The organism is Streptomyces sp. NPDC002640 (genome assembly GCF_053592575.1).
In genome coordinates this window covers 117,349-131,416 of sequence record NZ_JBSFVZ010000019.1, presented here as the reverse complement: position 1 = coordinate 131,416, position 14,068 = coordinate 117,349, and the positions used below count along the sequence as shown (strand labels likewise).

At 73.9% G+C, this 14,068-nt stretch carries 18 protein-coding genes; 6 read left to right on the top strand and 12 right to left on the bottom strand.

Translation table 11 applies throughout. The features are described 5' to 3' along the window. Positions 1-50: 50 nt before the first annotated feature. On the top strand, positions 51-1,760 hold the full coding sequence (gene ctaD / locus ACWD3O_RS23935; protein ID WP_451410157.1) for an aa3-type cytochrome oxidase subunit I: 1,710 nt from the start codon (positions 51-53) through the stop codon (positions 1,758-1,760). Positions 1,761-1,800: 40 nt separating this feature from the next. Here ctaD and ACWD3O_RS23930 read toward each other — a convergent pair whose 3' ends face one another. The 3 genes from ACWD3O_RS23930 to ACWD3O_RS23920 are packed head-to-tail and all read right to left on the bottom strand — an operon-like array spanning position 1,801 to position 3,739. Next, positions 1,801-2,244, bottom strand: coding sequence for a hypothetical protein (locus ACWD3O_RS23930; RefSeq protein ID WP_451410158.1), 444 nt, complete (start codon positions 2,242-2,244; stop codon positions 1,801-1,803). 26 nt (positions 2,245-2,270) lie between these two features. Next, positions 2,271-3,281, bottom strand: a complete 1,011-nt coding sequence (locus ACWD3O_RS23925; protein WP_451417295.1) for a DUF3618 domain-containing protein — start codon at positions 3,279-3,281, stop codon at positions 2,271-2,273. Continuing rightward, a complete protein-coding gene (locus tag ACWD3O_RS23920; RefSeq protein WP_451410160.1) occupies positions 3,278-3,739 on the bottom strand; it encodes a phage holin family protein in 462 nt (153 codons plus the stop codon). The genes ACWD3O_RS23925 and ACWD3O_RS23920 overlap by 4 nt, the downstream gene beginning before the upstream one ends. 305 nt (positions 3,740-4,044) lie before the next feature. On the opposite strand from ACWD3O_RS23920, the gene ACWD3O_RS23915 reads away from it, so the two are divergent. The 3 genes from ACWD3O_RS23915 to ACWD3O_RS23905 all read left to right on the top strand — a co-directional run bounded on the left by ACWD3O_RS23915 (position 4,045) and on the right by ACWD3O_RS23905 (position 6,404). Beyond that, positions 4,045-4,635, top strand: a complete 591-nt coding sequence (locus ACWD3O_RS23915) for a CAP domain-containing protein (RefSeq protein ID WP_451417294.1) — start codon at positions 4,045-4,047, stop codon at positions 4,633-4,635. Positions 4,636-4,754: 119 nt separating this feature from the next. Beyond that, on the top strand, positions 4,755-5,312 hold the full coding sequence (locus ACWD3O_RS23910; protein WP_451410162.1) for a cysteine hydrolase family protein: 558 nt from the start codon (positions 4,755-4,757) through the stop codon (positions 5,310-5,312). A gap of 54 nt (positions 5,313-5,366) precedes the next feature. Further along, entirely contained in the window at positions 5,367-6,404 is a 1,038-nt protein-coding gene (locus tag ACWD3O_RS23905) for a DNA polymerase Y family protein (RefSeq protein WP_451417293.1), read from the top strand. A 7-nt stretch (positions 6,405-6,411) separates the two neighbouring features. On the opposite strand, the gene ACWD3O_RS23900 is transcribed toward ACWD3O_RS23905, so the two are convergent. From ACWD3O_RS23900 to ACWD3O_RS23890, 3 genes are read right to left on the bottom strand one after another with little or no spacing between them, the layout of a single operon-like run. Then, a complete protein-coding gene (locus ACWD3O_RS23900; protein WP_451410164.1) occupies positions 6,412-7,275 on the bottom strand; it encodes a fructosamine kinase family protein in 864 nt (287 codons plus the stop codon). Next, entirely contained in the window at positions 7,272-7,742 is a 471-nt protein-coding gene (locus tag ACWD3O_RS23895) for a low molecular weight protein-tyrosine-phosphatase (RefSeq protein WP_451410165.1), read from the bottom strand. Before ACWD3O_RS23895 ends, ACWD3O_RS23900 begins: the two co-directional genes overlap by 4 nt. A 26-nt stretch (positions 7,743-7,768) precedes the next feature. Then, positions 7,769-8,233 (bottom strand): hypothetical protein, encoded by a 465-nt coding sequence (locus tag ACWD3O_RS23890; RefSeq protein WP_451417292.1) that lies wholly within the window; start codon positions 8,231-8,233, stop codon positions 7,769-7,771. 172 nt (positions 8,234-8,405) lie between these two features. On the opposite strand from ACWD3O_RS23890, the gene ACWD3O_RS23885 reads away from it, so the two are divergent. Beyond that, positions 8,406-9,134, top strand: coding sequence for a hypothetical protein (locus tag ACWD3O_RS23885; protein WP_451417291.1), 729 nt, complete (start codon positions 8,406-8,408; stop codon positions 9,132-9,134). A gap of 18 nt (positions 9,135-9,152) precedes the next feature. On the opposite strand, the gene ACWD3O_RS23880 is transcribed toward ACWD3O_RS23885, so the two are convergent. Beyond that, the gene (locus ACWD3O_RS23880) at positions 9,153-9,296 is read right to left on the bottom strand and encodes a hypothetical protein (protein ID WP_451417290.1); all 144 of its coding nucleotides are present in this window, start codon (positions 9,294-9,296) and stop codon (positions 9,153-9,155) included. Positions 9,297-9,497: 201 nt separating this feature from the next. Next, a complete protein-coding gene (locus ACWD3O_RS23875) occupies positions 9,498-10,019 on the bottom strand; it encodes a hypothetical protein (protein WP_451417289.1) in 522 nt (173 codons plus the stop codon). A 135-nt stretch (positions 10,020-10,154) separates the two neighbouring features. Here ACWD3O_RS23875 and ACWD3O_RS23870 point away from each other — a divergent pair, with 135 nt between their 5' ends. Beyond that, positions 10,155-11,066, top strand: a complete 912-nt coding sequence (locus ACWD3O_RS23870; RefSeq protein WP_451417288.1) for a phosphotransferase — start codon at positions 10,155-10,157, stop codon at positions 11,064-11,066. 24 nt (positions 11,067-11,090) lie between these two features. On the opposite strand, the gene ACWD3O_RS23865 is transcribed toward ACWD3O_RS23870, so the two are convergent. The 4 genes from ACWD3O_RS23865 to ACWD3O_RS23850 all read right to left on the bottom strand — a co-directional run bounded on the left by ACWD3O_RS23865 (position 11,091) and on the right by ACWD3O_RS23850 (position 14,068). Continuing rightward, positions 11,091-12,311, bottom strand: coding sequence for a nitrate/nitrite transporter (locus tag ACWD3O_RS23865; protein WP_451410170.1), 1,221 nt, complete (start codon positions 12,309-12,311; stop codon positions 11,091-11,093). A gap of 121 nt (positions 12,312-12,432) precedes the next feature. Continuing rightward, positions 12,433-12,819, bottom strand: coding sequence for a hypothetical protein (locus ACWD3O_RS23860; protein WP_451410171.1), 387 nt, complete (start codon positions 12,817-12,819; stop codon positions 12,433-12,435). Further along, positions 12,816-13,472 carry a QcrA and Rieske domain-containing protein gene (locus ACWD3O_RS23855; protein WP_451410172.1) on the bottom strand — a complete coding sequence of 219 codons (657 nt, stop codon included), beginning with the start codon at positions 13,470-13,472 and terminating at the stop codon, positions 12,816-12,818. The genes ACWD3O_RS23860 and ACWD3O_RS23855 overlap by 4 nt, the downstream gene beginning before the upstream one ends. Then, on the bottom strand, positions 13,469-14,068 hold the full coding sequence (locus ACWD3O_RS23850; RefSeq protein ID WP_361144152.1) for a 4Fe-4S dicluster domain-containing protein: 600 nt from the start codon (positions 14,066-14,068) through the stop codon (positions 13,469-13,471). The genes ACWD3O_RS23855 and ACWD3O_RS23850 overlap by 4 nt, the downstream gene beginning before the upstream one ends.

Sequence of the window (14,068 nt, the reverse complement as noted above, 5' to 3'; positions counted from 1 at the left end):
CCGCGCCCGGCACGGCCGGACCGGAAGCGACGCGAACGCGAAGGACGTCGATGACAGAGACAGCACGCCCCGCCCCCGCGCCCCGCAAGCACCGCGGCAGGGGCCGGGCCGTCATCACCTGGGCCTCGACCACCGACCACAAGAAGATCGGGCACCTCTACCTCGTCACGTCGTTCGCCTTCTTCCTGCTCGCCGGTGTGCTGGCCCTGCTGATGCGCGCCGAACTGGCCCGCCCCGGCATCCAGTTCCTCTCCAACGAGCAGTACAACCAGGCGTTCACCATGCACGGGGCGGTGATGCTGCTGCTCTTCGCGACACCGACGTTCGCCGGGTTCGCCAACGCGGTGATGCCGCTGCAGATCGGCTCGCCCGACGTGGCCTTCCCCCGGCTGAACATGTTCTCCTACTGGCTGTTCCTCTTCGGCGGGCTGATCGCGATCAGCGGCTTCCTCACCCCGCAGGGCGCCCCCGACTTCGGGTGGACCGCCTACACCCCCCTCAGCCTGGACCAGCGCACGCCCGGCCTCGGCGCCGACCTGTGGATCATGGGCCTGGCGCTCTCCGGCTTCGGCACCATCCTCGGCGCCGTCAACTTCATCACCACCATCATCTGCATGCGGGCTCCCGGCATGACCATGTTCCGGATGCCGCTGTTCACCTGGAACGTGCTGCTCACCTCGGTGCTGGTCCTGCTGGCCTTCCCGGTCCTCGCCGCGGCGCTCCTCGCGCTGATGTCCGACCGGCAGTTCGGCTCCCGGGTCTTCGCCCCGGAGAACGGCGGGGCGCTGCTGTGGCAGCACCTGTTCTGGTTCTTCGGCCATCCGGAGGTGTACATCCTGGCGCTGCCGTTCTTCGGCGTGGTCACGGAGATCATCCCGGTGTTCGCCCGCAAACCGATCTTCGGCTACATGGGATTGGTGGGGGCCACCATCGCCATCACCGCCCTCTCCGCCACGGTGTGGGCCCACCACATGTTCGCGACGGGGGCCGTGCTCCTGCCGTTCTTCTCCTTCCTGACGTTCCTGATCGCGGTGCCCACCGGCGTGAAGTTCTTCAACTGGATCGGCACCATGTGGAACGGCTCGCTCTCCTTCGAGACGCCGATGCTGTGGGCCACCGGCTTCCTGGTCACCTTCCTGTTCGGCGGCCTCACCGGCGTCGTGCTGGGCTCCCCGGTCCTCGACTGGCACGTGACCGACAGCTACTTCGTGGTGGCCCACTTCCACTACGTGCTCTTCGGCACCATCGTCTTCGCGATGTTCGGCGGCTTCCACTTCTGGTGGCCGAAGTTCACCGGGAAGATGCTCGACGAGCGGCTGGGCAAGATCCACTTCTGGACGCTCTTCGCCGGCTTCCACACCACCTTCCTGGTGCAGCACTGGCTGGGCGCCGAGGGCATGCCGCGCCGCTACGCCGACTACCTCTCGGCCGACGGGTTCACGGCCCTCAACACCGTGTCCAGCATCGGCTCGTTCGTCCTGGGCGCGTCGACCCTGGTGTTCCTCTACAACGTCTGGAAGACCGCCCGGTACGCGCCGAAGATCGAGGTCGACGACCCCTGGGGATACGGCCGGTCCCTGGAGTGGGCCACCTCCTGCCCGCCGCCGCGCCACAACTTCGTCGCCCTGCCCCAGGTGCGCTCCGACTCGCCCGCCTTCGACATGCACCATCCGCGCCACTCGGCGCTGGAGGAACGTGAGAACGAGGGCCGGCGGGACGTCGTGGACCGGAGCGGTGACGACCGCGAAGGGGTCCGGTGACTCCTTCGCGGCCGTCCGTGGGGGAGGGGCGGGGCTGCTTTCACTGACGGGGGTACAGGGGCCGGATCCGGTCCCAGTACCGCCGCAGGTCCTGGCCCACCTCCTCGATCGTCTGTGGTTCCTGCGGCTGCGGTTCCTGCGCCACCCCGGCCTGCCGGTCGTCCTGGACCTCAGGGGCCTCGCGCCGGGGCGGCGCGTGATCCACGGGTTCCCGGCGTGCGCCCGCGGGGGCGGCGGGCGGGGCGGCCGGAGCGGGCGCCGGGCGGGCCGGCAGCGCCGCGTGGCCGGTGGTGCGGCTCACCGGGCCGGAGGGCCCGGCGTGCGGCGCGTGTCCCGTGGGCCCGGCCGGCGCGGTACGGCGCCACGGGGCGCGAGCGGTACTCGCCGCGTGACGGGAACGCCGGACGGCGGCCAGCCGGGCACGGGCCCCCGCCGCGGCGCCGGCGGCCGCCAGCAGCGCGGCCATCGCGGGCCGGACTGTCATGTCGCCTCCCTCGCCAGGACGCCGGGTCAGTGCCACAGGCCCGCGTGGCCGTGGTGGTGGCCGCGGCCCATGGCGTGTTCCAGCCGGTGGGCCAAGCCCTGGTCCGGGGTGAGCGAGTGGGCCAGGGAGTGCGTCACCCCGGTCGCGGAGGACCGGCCGCCGCCGGCGCCCGTGCCGGCCCGCATCAGCGCGCCGCCCATGGACATGCCCTGCTGCGCGACCTTGGCGCCCAGCAGCGGAGCGCCACCGGTCATGGCGGCGCCCTTCTTGAGGGCCATGCCGCGCATCATCGACCCGCCGGGTGCGCCATGGTGGCCGCCCTTCCCCATGGCGTGGAGGGACCGCATGGCGCCCCCACCCATGGCGTGGCCGCCCATGTGCTTGCCCATGGTGTGCCCGCCCATGGGCAGCTTGCCCATGCCGGTTCCACCTGTGGCGTGCTTGCCCATCTTGGCGTGCCCGCCCATGGGGAGCTTCCCCATGCCGTGACCGCCCAGGGAAGGCTTGCCCATGCCGTGCTTGCCCATGGTCTGCCGACCCATGGACCGTCCGCCGACGGGGAGCTTGCCCATGTGGCGTCCGCCCATGGTGTGCCCCGCCATCGGGGAGTGGCCGCTCCTGCGGATCAGCACCCCCGCCGCGCAGGCGGCCAGCGCCGCCCCGCCGACGGCCATCAGCTGCTTGCGGCGGTCGCTCTCCTCGAACTGGTCCGCCCGGTAGGCGCCGGACCCCGTCATGCCGGAGGGCTGGTAGCCGGCCTCCACGTCGTCGGACGAGGAGGACCTGCTGCGCACCCGCTCCTTCGCCTGCACCGCGCGGTCCCGGAGCTCGGCGCGCCGGGCCTCCGCCTGCTGCCGGGTCTCGCGCAGCTTGGTCCGGGCCCGTGCCTTCACATCGGCCCGCGAGGCCAGCTCCTCGACCGTGTGGCCCAGTTCCTCCCGCTTCTCCTCGACGTCCCGGCGCAGTTCGTCCTCGCAGTGCGGGCCGTGCGGTCCCGCATGGGTGTGGGAGTGGTGATGGGTGTGCGTGTTGCTCATCGCCGGCTCCTCTCCTTGATCTCGGCCACGTCGGTGCGCACGCTCGCCATGGTGCGGCGTGGCGCCGCCGGGGTCGCCTTACGGATCATCGACCTGCCCACCAGTGCCATCACGCCGGTGATCAGCAGCAACGCTCCGGCGATGATCAGCGCCGACGCCCAGAGCGGCAGCTCCATGGCGATCGCCGCGATGGCCGCGGTCACCAGCGTCGCCAGCGCCAGGAACCCGAACACCCCGGCCGCCGCGAGCATGCCTCCGCCGGTGCCGAACCGCTTCCCCTTCTGGGTCATCTCGGTCTGCGCCAGCCGCATCTCGGCCCGCACCAGATCGGTGAGCTGCCGCGAGGCCTGCTGCACGAGCTGCCCCACCGAGGCGTGCGCGTCGGCGGAGCCGGGCTGTGAGCGGGTATCGGTGCGGTGCCCGTTGGAGCGGTGGCGGTGGAAGTCGAGTGTGGTCATGATCGCTTCTCCTCCCGACGGTTCCGGGACGGTCCCGTGGACGACGCCCCGAGTACCCGCCTCATCACCGGGTCGCACACCTGTCCGTACGTGGTGGGCCGGTCACGTACCGCTGCCGTCTCCCGGCCCCCTCGTCACCCTGGCGGGTCGCACCGGCCCTCCGACGGCGGAACGGCCCGTTACCTGGGCAGGGCGCGGCCGTTGAGGGGGCGGCGGTCGAACGCCTCGTGCTCGGCCGGCCCCGCAGGACGTGACGACAGGTGGAAGGGAACCAGATGGCCGGTGCATGGAGAGCGGGAGCGGCCGTGGGGGTCGCGCTGACGCTGCTGACCCTGACGGCGACGCCGTCGTGGGCGGCGCGGCCCGTGGCGGAGCCGCCGCCTCCGCCGCACGCGCAGCTGTGGACGCCCCACCACATGCTCCCGTGGCTGCTCGGCGGTGACCACGGCGGTCCGTACCGCCCGGGAGAGGGCGCCGGGCCGTCGCGTCCCCGCCCGCAGGTGCCGGGGAGGGCGTCCGCGCGTGACCGTGTCGTCGCGGCCGTCAACCACTACCGCGACCGGGCCGGCTGCGCCCCCGTACGGGGGCGCGGGGCGCTTCACCGGGCGGCCGGCGCGCACAGCGCGCACCTCTCGCGGATCGGACGGCTCAGCCACCGGGGCCGCGGCGGCAGCTCGCCCGGGGACCGGGTCCGCGCCGCCGGATACCGGGCGAGCATGGTGGGGGAGAACGTCGTCGCCGGTCCGGACGGGCCGCGCGAGGCGGTCCGGTCCTGGATGCGCAGCTCACCGCACCGGGCCATCATCCTCGGCTGCCGGTACACGCACGCCGGCGTCGGCGTGGCACGGGGACACGGCGGGCCCTGGTGGACGCTGGTGCTGGCCTCCGGGCGCTGACGGGTGAGAGGCCGGAGCCGCGACGCGAGGACGCGTCGCGGCTCCGGCGCGTTGTCAGTGGCGGCCAGTAGCGTGGTGAGCGTCACATCGGAACGTGGAAGTCGAGGTGGGTTGCCGTCATGAGCACTCTGGAGGGTCGGCTGAAGAGCGGGCTGCTGGTCGTCGACGTGCAGAACGACGTGGTGGCCAAGGCCCACGACCGGGACGCGGTGGTGGGCGCCATCGGAGCCCTGGTGGAGAAGGCGCGCGCCGAGCTGGTCCCCGTGGTCTGGGTCCGGCATCACGACGAGGGGATGCCGACGGGCGGCGACGGCTGGCAGATCGTGCCGGAGCTCAGGCCGGCCGAGGGCGAGCCGGTGGTCGAGAAGGAGTACGGGGACTCCTTCGAGGACACCCCGCTGGAGACGGTGCTGGCCGAGCGGGGGGTGGGCCGGGTCTTCGTGACCGGGGCGCAGACCGACATGTGCGTCCGCTCGACGCTGCACGGAGCCCTGGCCCGCGGGTACGACGCGATGCTCGTCGCGGACGCCCACACCACCGAGGACCTCTCGCAGTGGGGCGCCCCCAAGCCGGAGGAGGTCATCGCCCACACCAACCTCTACTGGTCCTTCCAGAAGGCGCCCGGGCGCACGGCGGGGACCGTCGAGAGCAAGGAGATCGACTTCTGGGCGAGGTGAGTGATTCGCGTGTTCGAATTTTAGTTCGATAACGTGGTGGGGGAGGTGGGAACGATGACCAGCAACGGCGGGAGCGGGACCGGTACGGGGTGCGTGATGCACGTGCGCTGCCCCGAACGGCTGCCCGAGGCGGTCTACCGGCAGGTCCTGGAACTGCTGGGTGACCTGTCGCCCGTCGTGCAGGCGTCGCCCCCCTCCGCCGCGCTGGTGGATCTCAGGGGAGCGCTGCGGTGCCACGGCGTGGACGGCGCCCGGATCGAGGAGGTGCGGCGGCTCGGAGAGGTGCTGCGCATCCGTTCGATCTCCCGGCTCGGTGTCGACCTGCGGATCGGGATAGGCCCCACGATCGCGGTCGCGGCCACCGCCTCGGGGCAGGCGTCGGGCGAAGGCGGTGTGGGAGGCGTGGTGGCGGTGGAGGCCGACGGCGTCGCCGCGTGGCTGGCTCCGCTGCCGGTGGAGGCGCTGCACGGCATCGGCCGCCGGCAGGCGGCGGCGCTGCGGGACTACGGCGTCGACCGGGTGGGCCTGCTGGCCGAGCTGCCGCCGGCCACGGTGCAGCGCCTGCTGGGCGGCACGGCCGGCCGGGCGGCGTCGGAGCGGGCCCGCGGCGTCGACCCCCGGCCGGTGGTGCCGCGCGAGCTGCCGGCCTCGGCGGCGGTGAGCCACTCCTTCCCGCGGCAGACGCTGGACGGGGCGGAGGTCCGGGCGGCCCTGCTCGACCTGGTGGTCCGACTCGGCCTGCTGCTGCGCGGGCGGGGCCAGGCGGCGCGCGGTCTGCGGCTGACGCTGAGGTTCGCCGCGGGCGGCGTCTGGGAGAAGACCCGGCGCCTGCCCGAGCCCTCCGGGCACGACGACGACCTGCGCACCCTCGCCTACCAGCTGATGGACGCGGCCGGACTGCAACGCGGGCGGCTGACCGGGATCGGGATCCGGGCGGAGGACCTGGTGGGCGCGGAGCGGGTCGCCCGCCAGATCAGCCTGGACGAGGCGCGGGAGGCCCGGCTGGCGGCCGAGGAGGCCGCCGACGACATCCGGAACCGCTTCGGGCCCACCGTCATCGGCCCCGCCGCCGTCTACCGCCGGGCCTCCTGACGGCGCGTCAGCCGGACAGTGCCGCGCGGGCGGCCGTCACCGTCCGCTCCGCGTAACCGCGTCCGAAGAGCACCGTGTGCACCAGCAGCGGGAACAGCTGGTGCAGCGGCACCCGCCGCCGCCATCCGTCGGCCAGCGGCGCGGCCTCGTCGTAGCCGACCAGCACCCGGTCCAGGTGCGGGCAGCCGAACAGCGCCAGCATGGCGAGGTCCGTCTCCCGGTGGCCGCCGTGCGCGGCCGGATCGATCAGCCAGGCCTCCCCGTCGGCCCCCCACAGCACGTTGCCGTTCCAGAGGTCGCCGTGCACCCGGGCGGGCGGCTCCGGCGGCCCGGCCAGCTCCGGCAGCCGCGCGCACACCCGTTCCACCACGGCGGCCTCCGCCGCCTCGAGCGTGCCGTCGTCCACCGCCCGGCGCAGGTACGGCAGCACCCGGTGCTCGGCGTACCAGGCGGGCCACTCCTCACCGGTGACGTTCCGCATGGGCGCCGCACCGATGTACGCGTCCACCGGACCACCGGGCGGCGGGGCGCCGAACGCGGGAGCGCCCGCGGCGTGCAGCGCGGCCAGGCCGCGGCCGAACCGCAGCGCCGCCCCGGCGTCCGGAGCGCCCTCGGGCACACGGTCGCTGACCAGCCACCGCTCGTCCCAGCCGTGCACCACCGGCACGCGGACCGCGTCGGCCTCCGCCAGCCAGCGCAGCCCGGCCGCCTCGGCGAGTACCGCGCGGGCGTCGTCGCCGCGCTTCACCATCACGCGGCGCCCGTCGTCGAGCTCGACCACGCGGAGCGCGCCCGCCGCACGTCCCTCGGACACCGCACGCCGGCCGGTCAGGCGCTCCGCGGCCGCCGCGGGCCCGTCGGCGGCGGTCATCCGTCCAGGCGCTCGCGGACCCAGGCGAGCAGCCCGGGCACGCAGGCCTCGATCATGTCCAGCACGTCCTCGAAGCCCTGCTCCCCGCCGTAGTAGGGGTCGGGCACCTCGAGGTCACCGGCCGCCACGGCCTCCGGGTCGAAGGAGCGCATCAGCCGGATCCGGGACGGGTCGTCCACCAGACCGCGCAGCGCCTTCTCGTGCGTGCGGTCCATGGCGAGGAACAGGTCGGCGTCCAGATGCCCGGGCCCGACCTGGGCCGCGGAGTGGTCCGTCGGATAACCGCGCCCGGCCAGCGCGGCGCCGGAACGCGGGTCCACGGGCTCCCCGACGTGCCAGTCGCCGATGCCGGCGCTGGTCACCCGGACCCGGTCGTCGAGGCCGTCCCGGCGCAGGTGCTCCGCGACCACCAGGGCGGCGGAGGGGGACCGGCAGATGTTTCCGCTGCAGACGAACGTGAGATGCACCCGACCAGCCCACGGCCGACGGACCGTCAGCGGACCCGGCGGTAGGTGACCTCGAAGTCGCGCCGCCAGGAGGAACCGTCCTCGGAGAACTCCCAGGCCCCCGTGACGGTCCCGCCCTCCGGGTCGACGACGGCCTCGAACCGCTGGTGGAAACCGGGCGCCGCCCGCCACTGCCGCCACACACCGTCCACCAGATCCGCCCGGTAGACCCGGGCCACGCCCCGCCCGTCGGCGTACAGCATGGTGAACTCGTCGGCGGTGTCGTCGTAGCCGGTGACGCACGACGTCGGGAACGGCGCGTGTCCCCGCCAGTCCTCGGGCAGTACGGTCTCCGGCCCCAGGAAGGCGCGCTGGTGCAGGAAGGCGCCGCCCTCCAGCCACGCGATCTCGGTGCGCACCGGTCCCACGTCATCGCCGCGCGCGTACATCTCCCAGATGCCGACCAGGGGCTCCAGCCGCCGCAGGGCCGGGTGCGGAACGGGGTCGTGCATGCTGCCCTCCGAAGAGTCCCGAGGAGTCCGAGCAGAGACGTCCGGCACCGGCACGCTACCGCGCCCGGGAGCCCCGCGCCGCCGGAGGACCGGGCCGGCGGCCGCCCGGGTGCCACCGGAACCGGCGGTCCGGCACCGGGAACGCTCTTCGCCCGCGTGCCAGAATGACCGGATGGCAGCGGACCACCCGGCAGCGGAGCCCCCGTCGCCGCAGACCCCCGCCCCCGGCCGGCGGGAACTCGCCGTCGCCCGGTCGGGCGACCCCGTCCGCGACCGCGCCGAGGAGAAGGTGCGGCGCTTCCTGGACGCCGCGCTGGAACTGGTCACCGGGCCGCGGGACAAGGACTTCACCGTCCAGGACGTCGTGAGGACCTCCGGCCAGTCCCTGCGCAGCTTCTACCAGTACTTCGACGGGAAGCAGGAGTTGCTGCTGACCCTCCTCGAGGAGTCGGCGCGCTGGACCGCGGACCGGCTCCGGGAGGCCACCGCCGAGGAACCCGACGCGGCGGCCCGGCTGCGCCGCTTCACTCTCGAGTACCACCGCCTGTGCCGGCCCCGTCCCGCCGACCGCGAGAGAGGAACCGGCGGCTCGGGAGGAACCGGCGGCGAGGGCGACGGCGCCACGGCCGAGCTCGCACGGCGGCTGCTGACCGACCACCCCGAGGAAGCGGCGCGGGCGTTCACCCCGCTGCGGCTCCTGCTCGAGGAGATCCTGCACGACGCCGCGGAAGAGGGCGCCGTGCGGCCCGGCCTGGACCACCGCCTCGTGGCGGGCACGCTGCTCCAGTCCGTCCTGTTCCACCCCTTCGCCCTGGCCGTCGGCGGGACCGGCCACGAGGCCCGCGACGCCGACGCCGACGCGCTCTGGGACCTGCTGGCCCGGGGGATCACCTCGCCCTGATCGTCCTGAACGTGCCCCTCAGACAGCCCCGCCGACCCGCTGCTCCGTGCCGCAGTACTTGCACTTGACCGCGGCCGCCGGGATGCCGTCCTGCAGGCAGGCCGGGCAGGTCCTCACCGGCTTGTCCTCGGCGAACGCCTCGAGACCCCGACGGGCCTGCACCTTCCGGGTAGGGCCACCGCCGGGACTCCGCAGCCCGGAGGCGCCCGAACGGGGCGTCAGGACGACACCACACCCCCCAACCCGAGACTCGCCCGTTTGACCGCCGCCCGCGCGGCAACCCGGTTCTCGGTCACGGCAAGCGGCGGGCGGGGCCTCAGTCACCCCGCCCGCCGCACAGGCCACCGGCCGGCGGCTCCGGCATCAACGCGCCCGCCGCTTCAGGGGACGGACCCGCTGGTGCGGGCCGGGAGGGCCGAAGCCGAGGCCGTTCTCGTCGAGGGCGTTGAAGACCGTCACCCTTCGCGCGCCGAGCACCAGGCTGATGTCGACGGTTCTCGCGGCAGCGCCCGTCGGCGTCCTCCATTCGAGAAGCTCGACCCGTGACACCGTCAGGCCGTGCAGCGCGCGCGTCTCCGGAAGGACGTCGGTACTCCACTCCAGCCGGAACTCCGGCCACCGCACCGGATCCCGCACGTCGACGGTGTTCCAGGTGACGGAGAGGTCGTCGAGTTTCGCGTGGTTGATCTCGAGCCGCTCGCCGTCGAAGTCGAGGACCACCGGGCAGTCGGAGAACCAGGAGCCGTCCTCCACGTCCCGGACCAGTCGGACGGCCGTCAGCGTGCGGCCCACCAGGTCGCGCAGGCGAGGGCCGTGCACCCTCGCGACGTCCCTCCACCCGTTCAGCCAGACAGGCCGGTAACCCTCGATGCCGAAGTCGAACACCCGCACAGCCTGACACACGCCCCGCCCGGCCCGCCCGGGCCCGGGGCGGCGGGCCCGGAGCGGCCCCGGGCGGCTCGGAGCGCGGGCGGGAAAACCGGCGGCGCCCGTCGCCCCGGCTGCGGCAGAATGCGCCCCATGCCCGCCCCACCCGCCATGCACGCAGGTCAACTCACCGTCTCGGAAACGGAGATGGCCGCCCTGGTGGCCGCCCAGTTCCCCCGCTGGAAGGACCTGCCGGTGCGGTCCTGCCCGTCCGACGGCACGGAGAACGCGTTGTTCCGCATCGGTGACGACCTGGTCGCCAGGCTCCGGCTGCTCGGGGACGACCCCGACGCCACGCTGAGCGACATCCGACGCGAGGCCGAGGCGGCCGCGGCGATCGAGGCCGCCACCACCACCCCCACCCCGGGCTTCGTCACCTTCGGCGAGCCCGGACCGGGCTACCCCCTGCCGTGGAGCGTCTACCGCTGGATCCCCGGCACGCCCGCCACCGCGTCGGACGCCCACGGATCCGCCGCCTTCGCCGAGGACCTGGCCGCCTTCGTCCTGGAGGTCCGCGCCATCGACGCCGAGGGCCGCGTCTTCCGCGGCCGGGGCCGCGGCGGGCTCCTCACCGGCCACGACGAGTACGTCGCCCAGGGACTGGACGAGAGCCGGGAACTGATCGACACCCGGGCCCTGGCCCGCCTCTGGGACCGCCTGCGCGACACCCCCCGCACCGGGCCGGACGTCTGGTCGCACGGCGACCTGATGCCCGGCAACCTGCTCGCCGACCGCGGCCGGCTCGCCGGGGTGATCGACGTCGGCCAGGCGGACGTGGCCGACCCGGCGCTCGACCTGCAGCCCGCCTGGAACTACTTCGGCCCCGCCGCCCGGGAGGCATTCCGCGCCGCGCTCCGGGCCGACGACGCCACCTGGGACCGGGGCAAGGGCTGGGCCTTCGCCCAGGCCATCGGCTGCCTCTGGTACTACCGCGAGACCAACCCGGTCATGTCGAACCTGGCCCGCACGACCCTCCAGGCCCTCCTGGACGACGAGCCGGCCTGACCCGCGGACCCTTGAGCCGGCCGCCTACGCGGACGGCTTGAGGGTCCGCATCCGCCCATAGGCGTACACGCAGCCCGCCAGCGCCAGGTCGGACAGCAGCATGAACCCGATCGAGTAGGAACCCTTCGAGCTGTAGATCGCGCCCATCAGCAGCGGCGGAACGAACCCGCCGAGCCCGCCCATCGCGCCCACCACGCCGGTCACCGAACCGACCTGCTGCTGGGGCGTCACCTGCGAGACCAGCGCGAACACACTGCCGCTGGTGGTGCCCAGACCCGCCGCCATCACCAGCAGGCAGATCGTGCCCATCGGGTACAGGTGGGGGTCGAAGGCCTGGAACACGGCGAACACCGCCACCACCGCCAGCGCCCCGGCCGTCACCATCGCCGGGTGGATCCGGTCCGACAGCCAGCCGCCGAACGGCCGGAACAGCACCGTCACCAGGGCGAAGCCCGCCGCCTTGGTACCCGCGTCCGTCGGGCTCAGGTCGTACCAGGTCTTCAGGTACGACGGCAGGTAGACGCCGAACGCCACCACCCCGCCGAAACCGATCGCGTACAGCGCCGAGAGCTCCCAGGTGACCCGCAGCCGTGAGGCCTGCCCCAGCCGCGAGGCCAGCGACGCCGTCGGCACGGTCCGGTCCGGGTGGTCGCTGATCAGGAAGAAGGCCGCCACCGCGTACGCGGCCAGCGCCACCGCCACCACCAGGAACGGCAGCGTCTCGCCCTGCTTCGCGATCCGCGGCGTGAAGTAGCCGGAGAGGGCCACACCGCCCATGCCCATGCCGAAGATGCCCAGTGCCAGACCCCGGCGGGACGGCGGGAACCACGAGTTCACCAGCGGGATGCCGATCGCGAACGTGGTGCCGCCCAGACCCAGCAGGAACCCCACCGCGATCATGGCGACGAAGGAGTCCCGCGCCAGGATCACCAGCAGCACCGGCACGATCGTCAGCGCCGAGACCAGCGGGAACATCACCTTCGCCCCGTACCGGTCGGTCAGCGCGCCCACCGGGATCCGGCCCAGCGACCCGACCAGCACCGGCACCGCCACCAGGAACGACTGCTGGAAGGAGGTCAGCGACAGCCGCTGACCGAAGTCACCCGCCAGCGGCGAGATCAGGTTCCACGCCCAGAAGGTGAGCGCGAACCCGACCGTCGCCGTGAGCAGGTTCCGGTACGCCGCCCCGGGCACCCGGTCGGCCGTCTGCGCCGCGTCCCGCGCGGACCCCTGCGATCGATTCACGGCTCCACGCTAGGAACGCCCGCCCCGGCCCGCCCGGCGGAGTACTCCGGACGGCGGGCATCCGTCCGGCCGTGGCGGTGGTTACCCGTCCGGCCGTGGCGGCGGGCATCCGCCCGGCCGCTCAGCGGTCCTCGGGGTCCAGCCACCACAGCCCGAGGACCACCAGGAACGACAGCACCAGGAAGGCGGCGCCCCACCAGGCGGTCGCCACCCGGCCGGCCATCCACGCGTTCACCACCACCGTCAGTGCCCACAGCTGGCCCGCGAGCACCGAGAAGGCGAGCACCAGACGCGCCGTCAGCTTCGACGCGCGCTCCGGCTCCTGCTCGCTGCCCGCGCCTGGGCCCGGCCCGGTGTGCCGGACCCGGCCGTCGCCGTACCCGCTGGTCGGCCTGATCTGCGGATAGCGCTCGTCCACCGGGCGGTTCAGCCACGGCCGCGAACTCCCCGGCCGGTAACCCTCCCGCCCGAACCCGATCGAGCGGCGCCTCGACGCGTCCTCGCTCACCCGTCCTCACCCTCTTCCGGACAGCCCAGCTGCCGCCGCAGATCCGGCTGACGGAACTGCCGGCACAGCGCGTCGGTCACGTTCTCGCCCGACCGGGCCGTCGCGAACGCCCACACGCTGCCGTCCGGCTCCTCGGTCAGGTACACCCTCGGCAACGGCCGCGGCGGAGGGCCCGCCGTCACCTCACCGGTCCGCACGTTGAACACCCCCTCGTGGCACGGGCAGTACAGCTCGCCCTCGTCCCCCCGGTCCGCCCGCCACATCACCCCGCACGCCAGGTGCGTGCACACCGCGGAGTAGCCGACCAGCGTCCCGTCGCCCAGCCGGACCGCCACCGCCCGGTCCTCCTCCTCCGGATAACGGAACGCCACCGACTGCCCGGGCTCGATCCGGTCCGCGATCCGCACCCGCGGCGGCTGCTCGTTCCCGCTGTCCCCGTGCCGGTGCAACGCCCCCGCCGCGACCGCCACCCCGCCGACCGCCAGACCGCCGGAGACGGTCGCCACCAGGCGCAGGCAGTCCCGGCGGGTGGTCAGCGAGTGGGCCGTGATCCGGTCCCGCATGGCCTCCTGCGCGGCGTCGTGCTCCCGGTCGCCGTGCGGGCCCGCCGCCGGGTCCGCCCCCGGCTCGGGCTCCTGCCGGGTCACGCTCATCGCACGTCCACCCCGTTCACCTCCACGACCGGCAGCCCGCCCGGAACCGGCCACCGGGCCCGCTCGGCGGGCACCACCATCGCCACCCCCGTACGCACGGTGCTCCGCCCGAAGGTGAACTCGTCCACCACCTCCACCCCGGGCCGCTCCTCCCGCAGCTCCTCCACCGTCCCGTAGAACAGGGCGCCCGTGGGACAGACCGTCGCGCACATCGGCGCCAGCCCGAACGAGGTGCGGTCGTAGCAGAGGTTGCACTTCAGCTGCAGCTTCGCCGTCAGGTCGATCTTCGGCACGCCGAACGGGCAGGCGTTGACGCAGTTCGCGCAGCCGATGCACCGCGTGGTGTCCGCCTCCTGCACCACGCCGTCGGCCGTCACCAGGATCGCGTCGGCCGGACAGACCTCCGCGCACGGCGCCACCGGGTCCTCGCAGTGCATGCAGACGGTGGGCAGCGCGGCGACCGACTGCCCCTCCTGCGGATAGTCCAGATGGATCAGGGACTTGCCGCGGTGCGAGTCGCACTCGCGGCAGGCCGAGACGCAGGCCTGACAGCCGATGCAGCGCCCCGGATCGATGAAGATCGTGCGGCCCATCAT

What these genes read in the sequence shown, in the direction of transcription:
- ctaD (WP_451410157.1), top strand. Translation starts at nt 51, where the DNA reads ATGACAGAGACAGCACGCCCCGCCCCCGCGCCCCGCAAGCACCGCGGC.
- ACWD3O_RS23930 (WP_451410158.1), bottom strand. Translation starts at nt 2,244, where the DNA reads ATGACAGTCCGGCCCGCGATGGCCGCGCTGCTGGCGGCCGCCGGCGCC.
- ACWD3O_RS23925 (WP_451417295.1), bottom strand. Translation starts at nt 3,281, where the DNA reads ATGAGCAACACGCACACCCATCACCACTCCCACACCCATGCGGGACCG.
- ACWD3O_RS23920 (WP_451410160.1), bottom strand. Translation starts at nt 3,739, where the DNA reads ATGACCACACTCGACTTCCACCGCCACCGCTCCAACGGGCACCGCACC.
- ACWD3O_RS23910 (WP_451410162.1), top strand. Translation starts at nt 4,755, where the DNA reads ATGAGCACTCTGGAGGGTCGGCTGAAGAGCGGGCTGCTGGTCGTCGAC.
- ACWD3O_RS23905 (WP_451417293.1), top strand. Translation starts at nt 5,367, where the DNA reads ATGACCAGCAACGGCGGGAGCGGGACCGGTACGGGGTGCGTGATGCAC.
- ACWD3O_RS23900 (WP_451410164.1), bottom strand. Translation starts at nt 7,275, where the DNA reads ATGACCGCCGCCGACGGGCCCGCGGCGGCCGCGGAGCGCCTGACCGGC.
- ACWD3O_RS23890 (WP_451417292.1), bottom strand. Translation starts at nt 8,233, where the DNA reads ATGCACGACCCCGTTCCGCACCCGGCCCTGCGGCGGCTGGAGCCCCTG.
- ACWD3O_RS23885 (WP_451417291.1), top strand. Translation starts at nt 8,406, where the DNA reads ATGGCAGCGGACCACCCGGCAGCGGAGCCCCCGTCGCCGCAGACCCCC.
- ACWD3O_RS23870 (WP_451417288.1), top strand. Translation starts at nt 10,155, where the DNA reads ATGCCCGCCCCACCCGCCATGCACGCAGGTCAACTCACCGTCTCGGAA.
- ACWD3O_RS23855 (WP_451410172.1), bottom strand. Translation starts at nt 13,472, where the DNA reads ATGAGCGTGACCCGGCAGGAGCCCGAGCCGGGGGCGGACCCGGCGGCG.
- ACWD3O_RS23850 (WP_361144152.1), bottom strand. Translation starts at nt 14,068, where the DNA reads ATGATGGGCCGCACGATCTTCATCGATCCGGGGCGCTGCATCGGCTGT.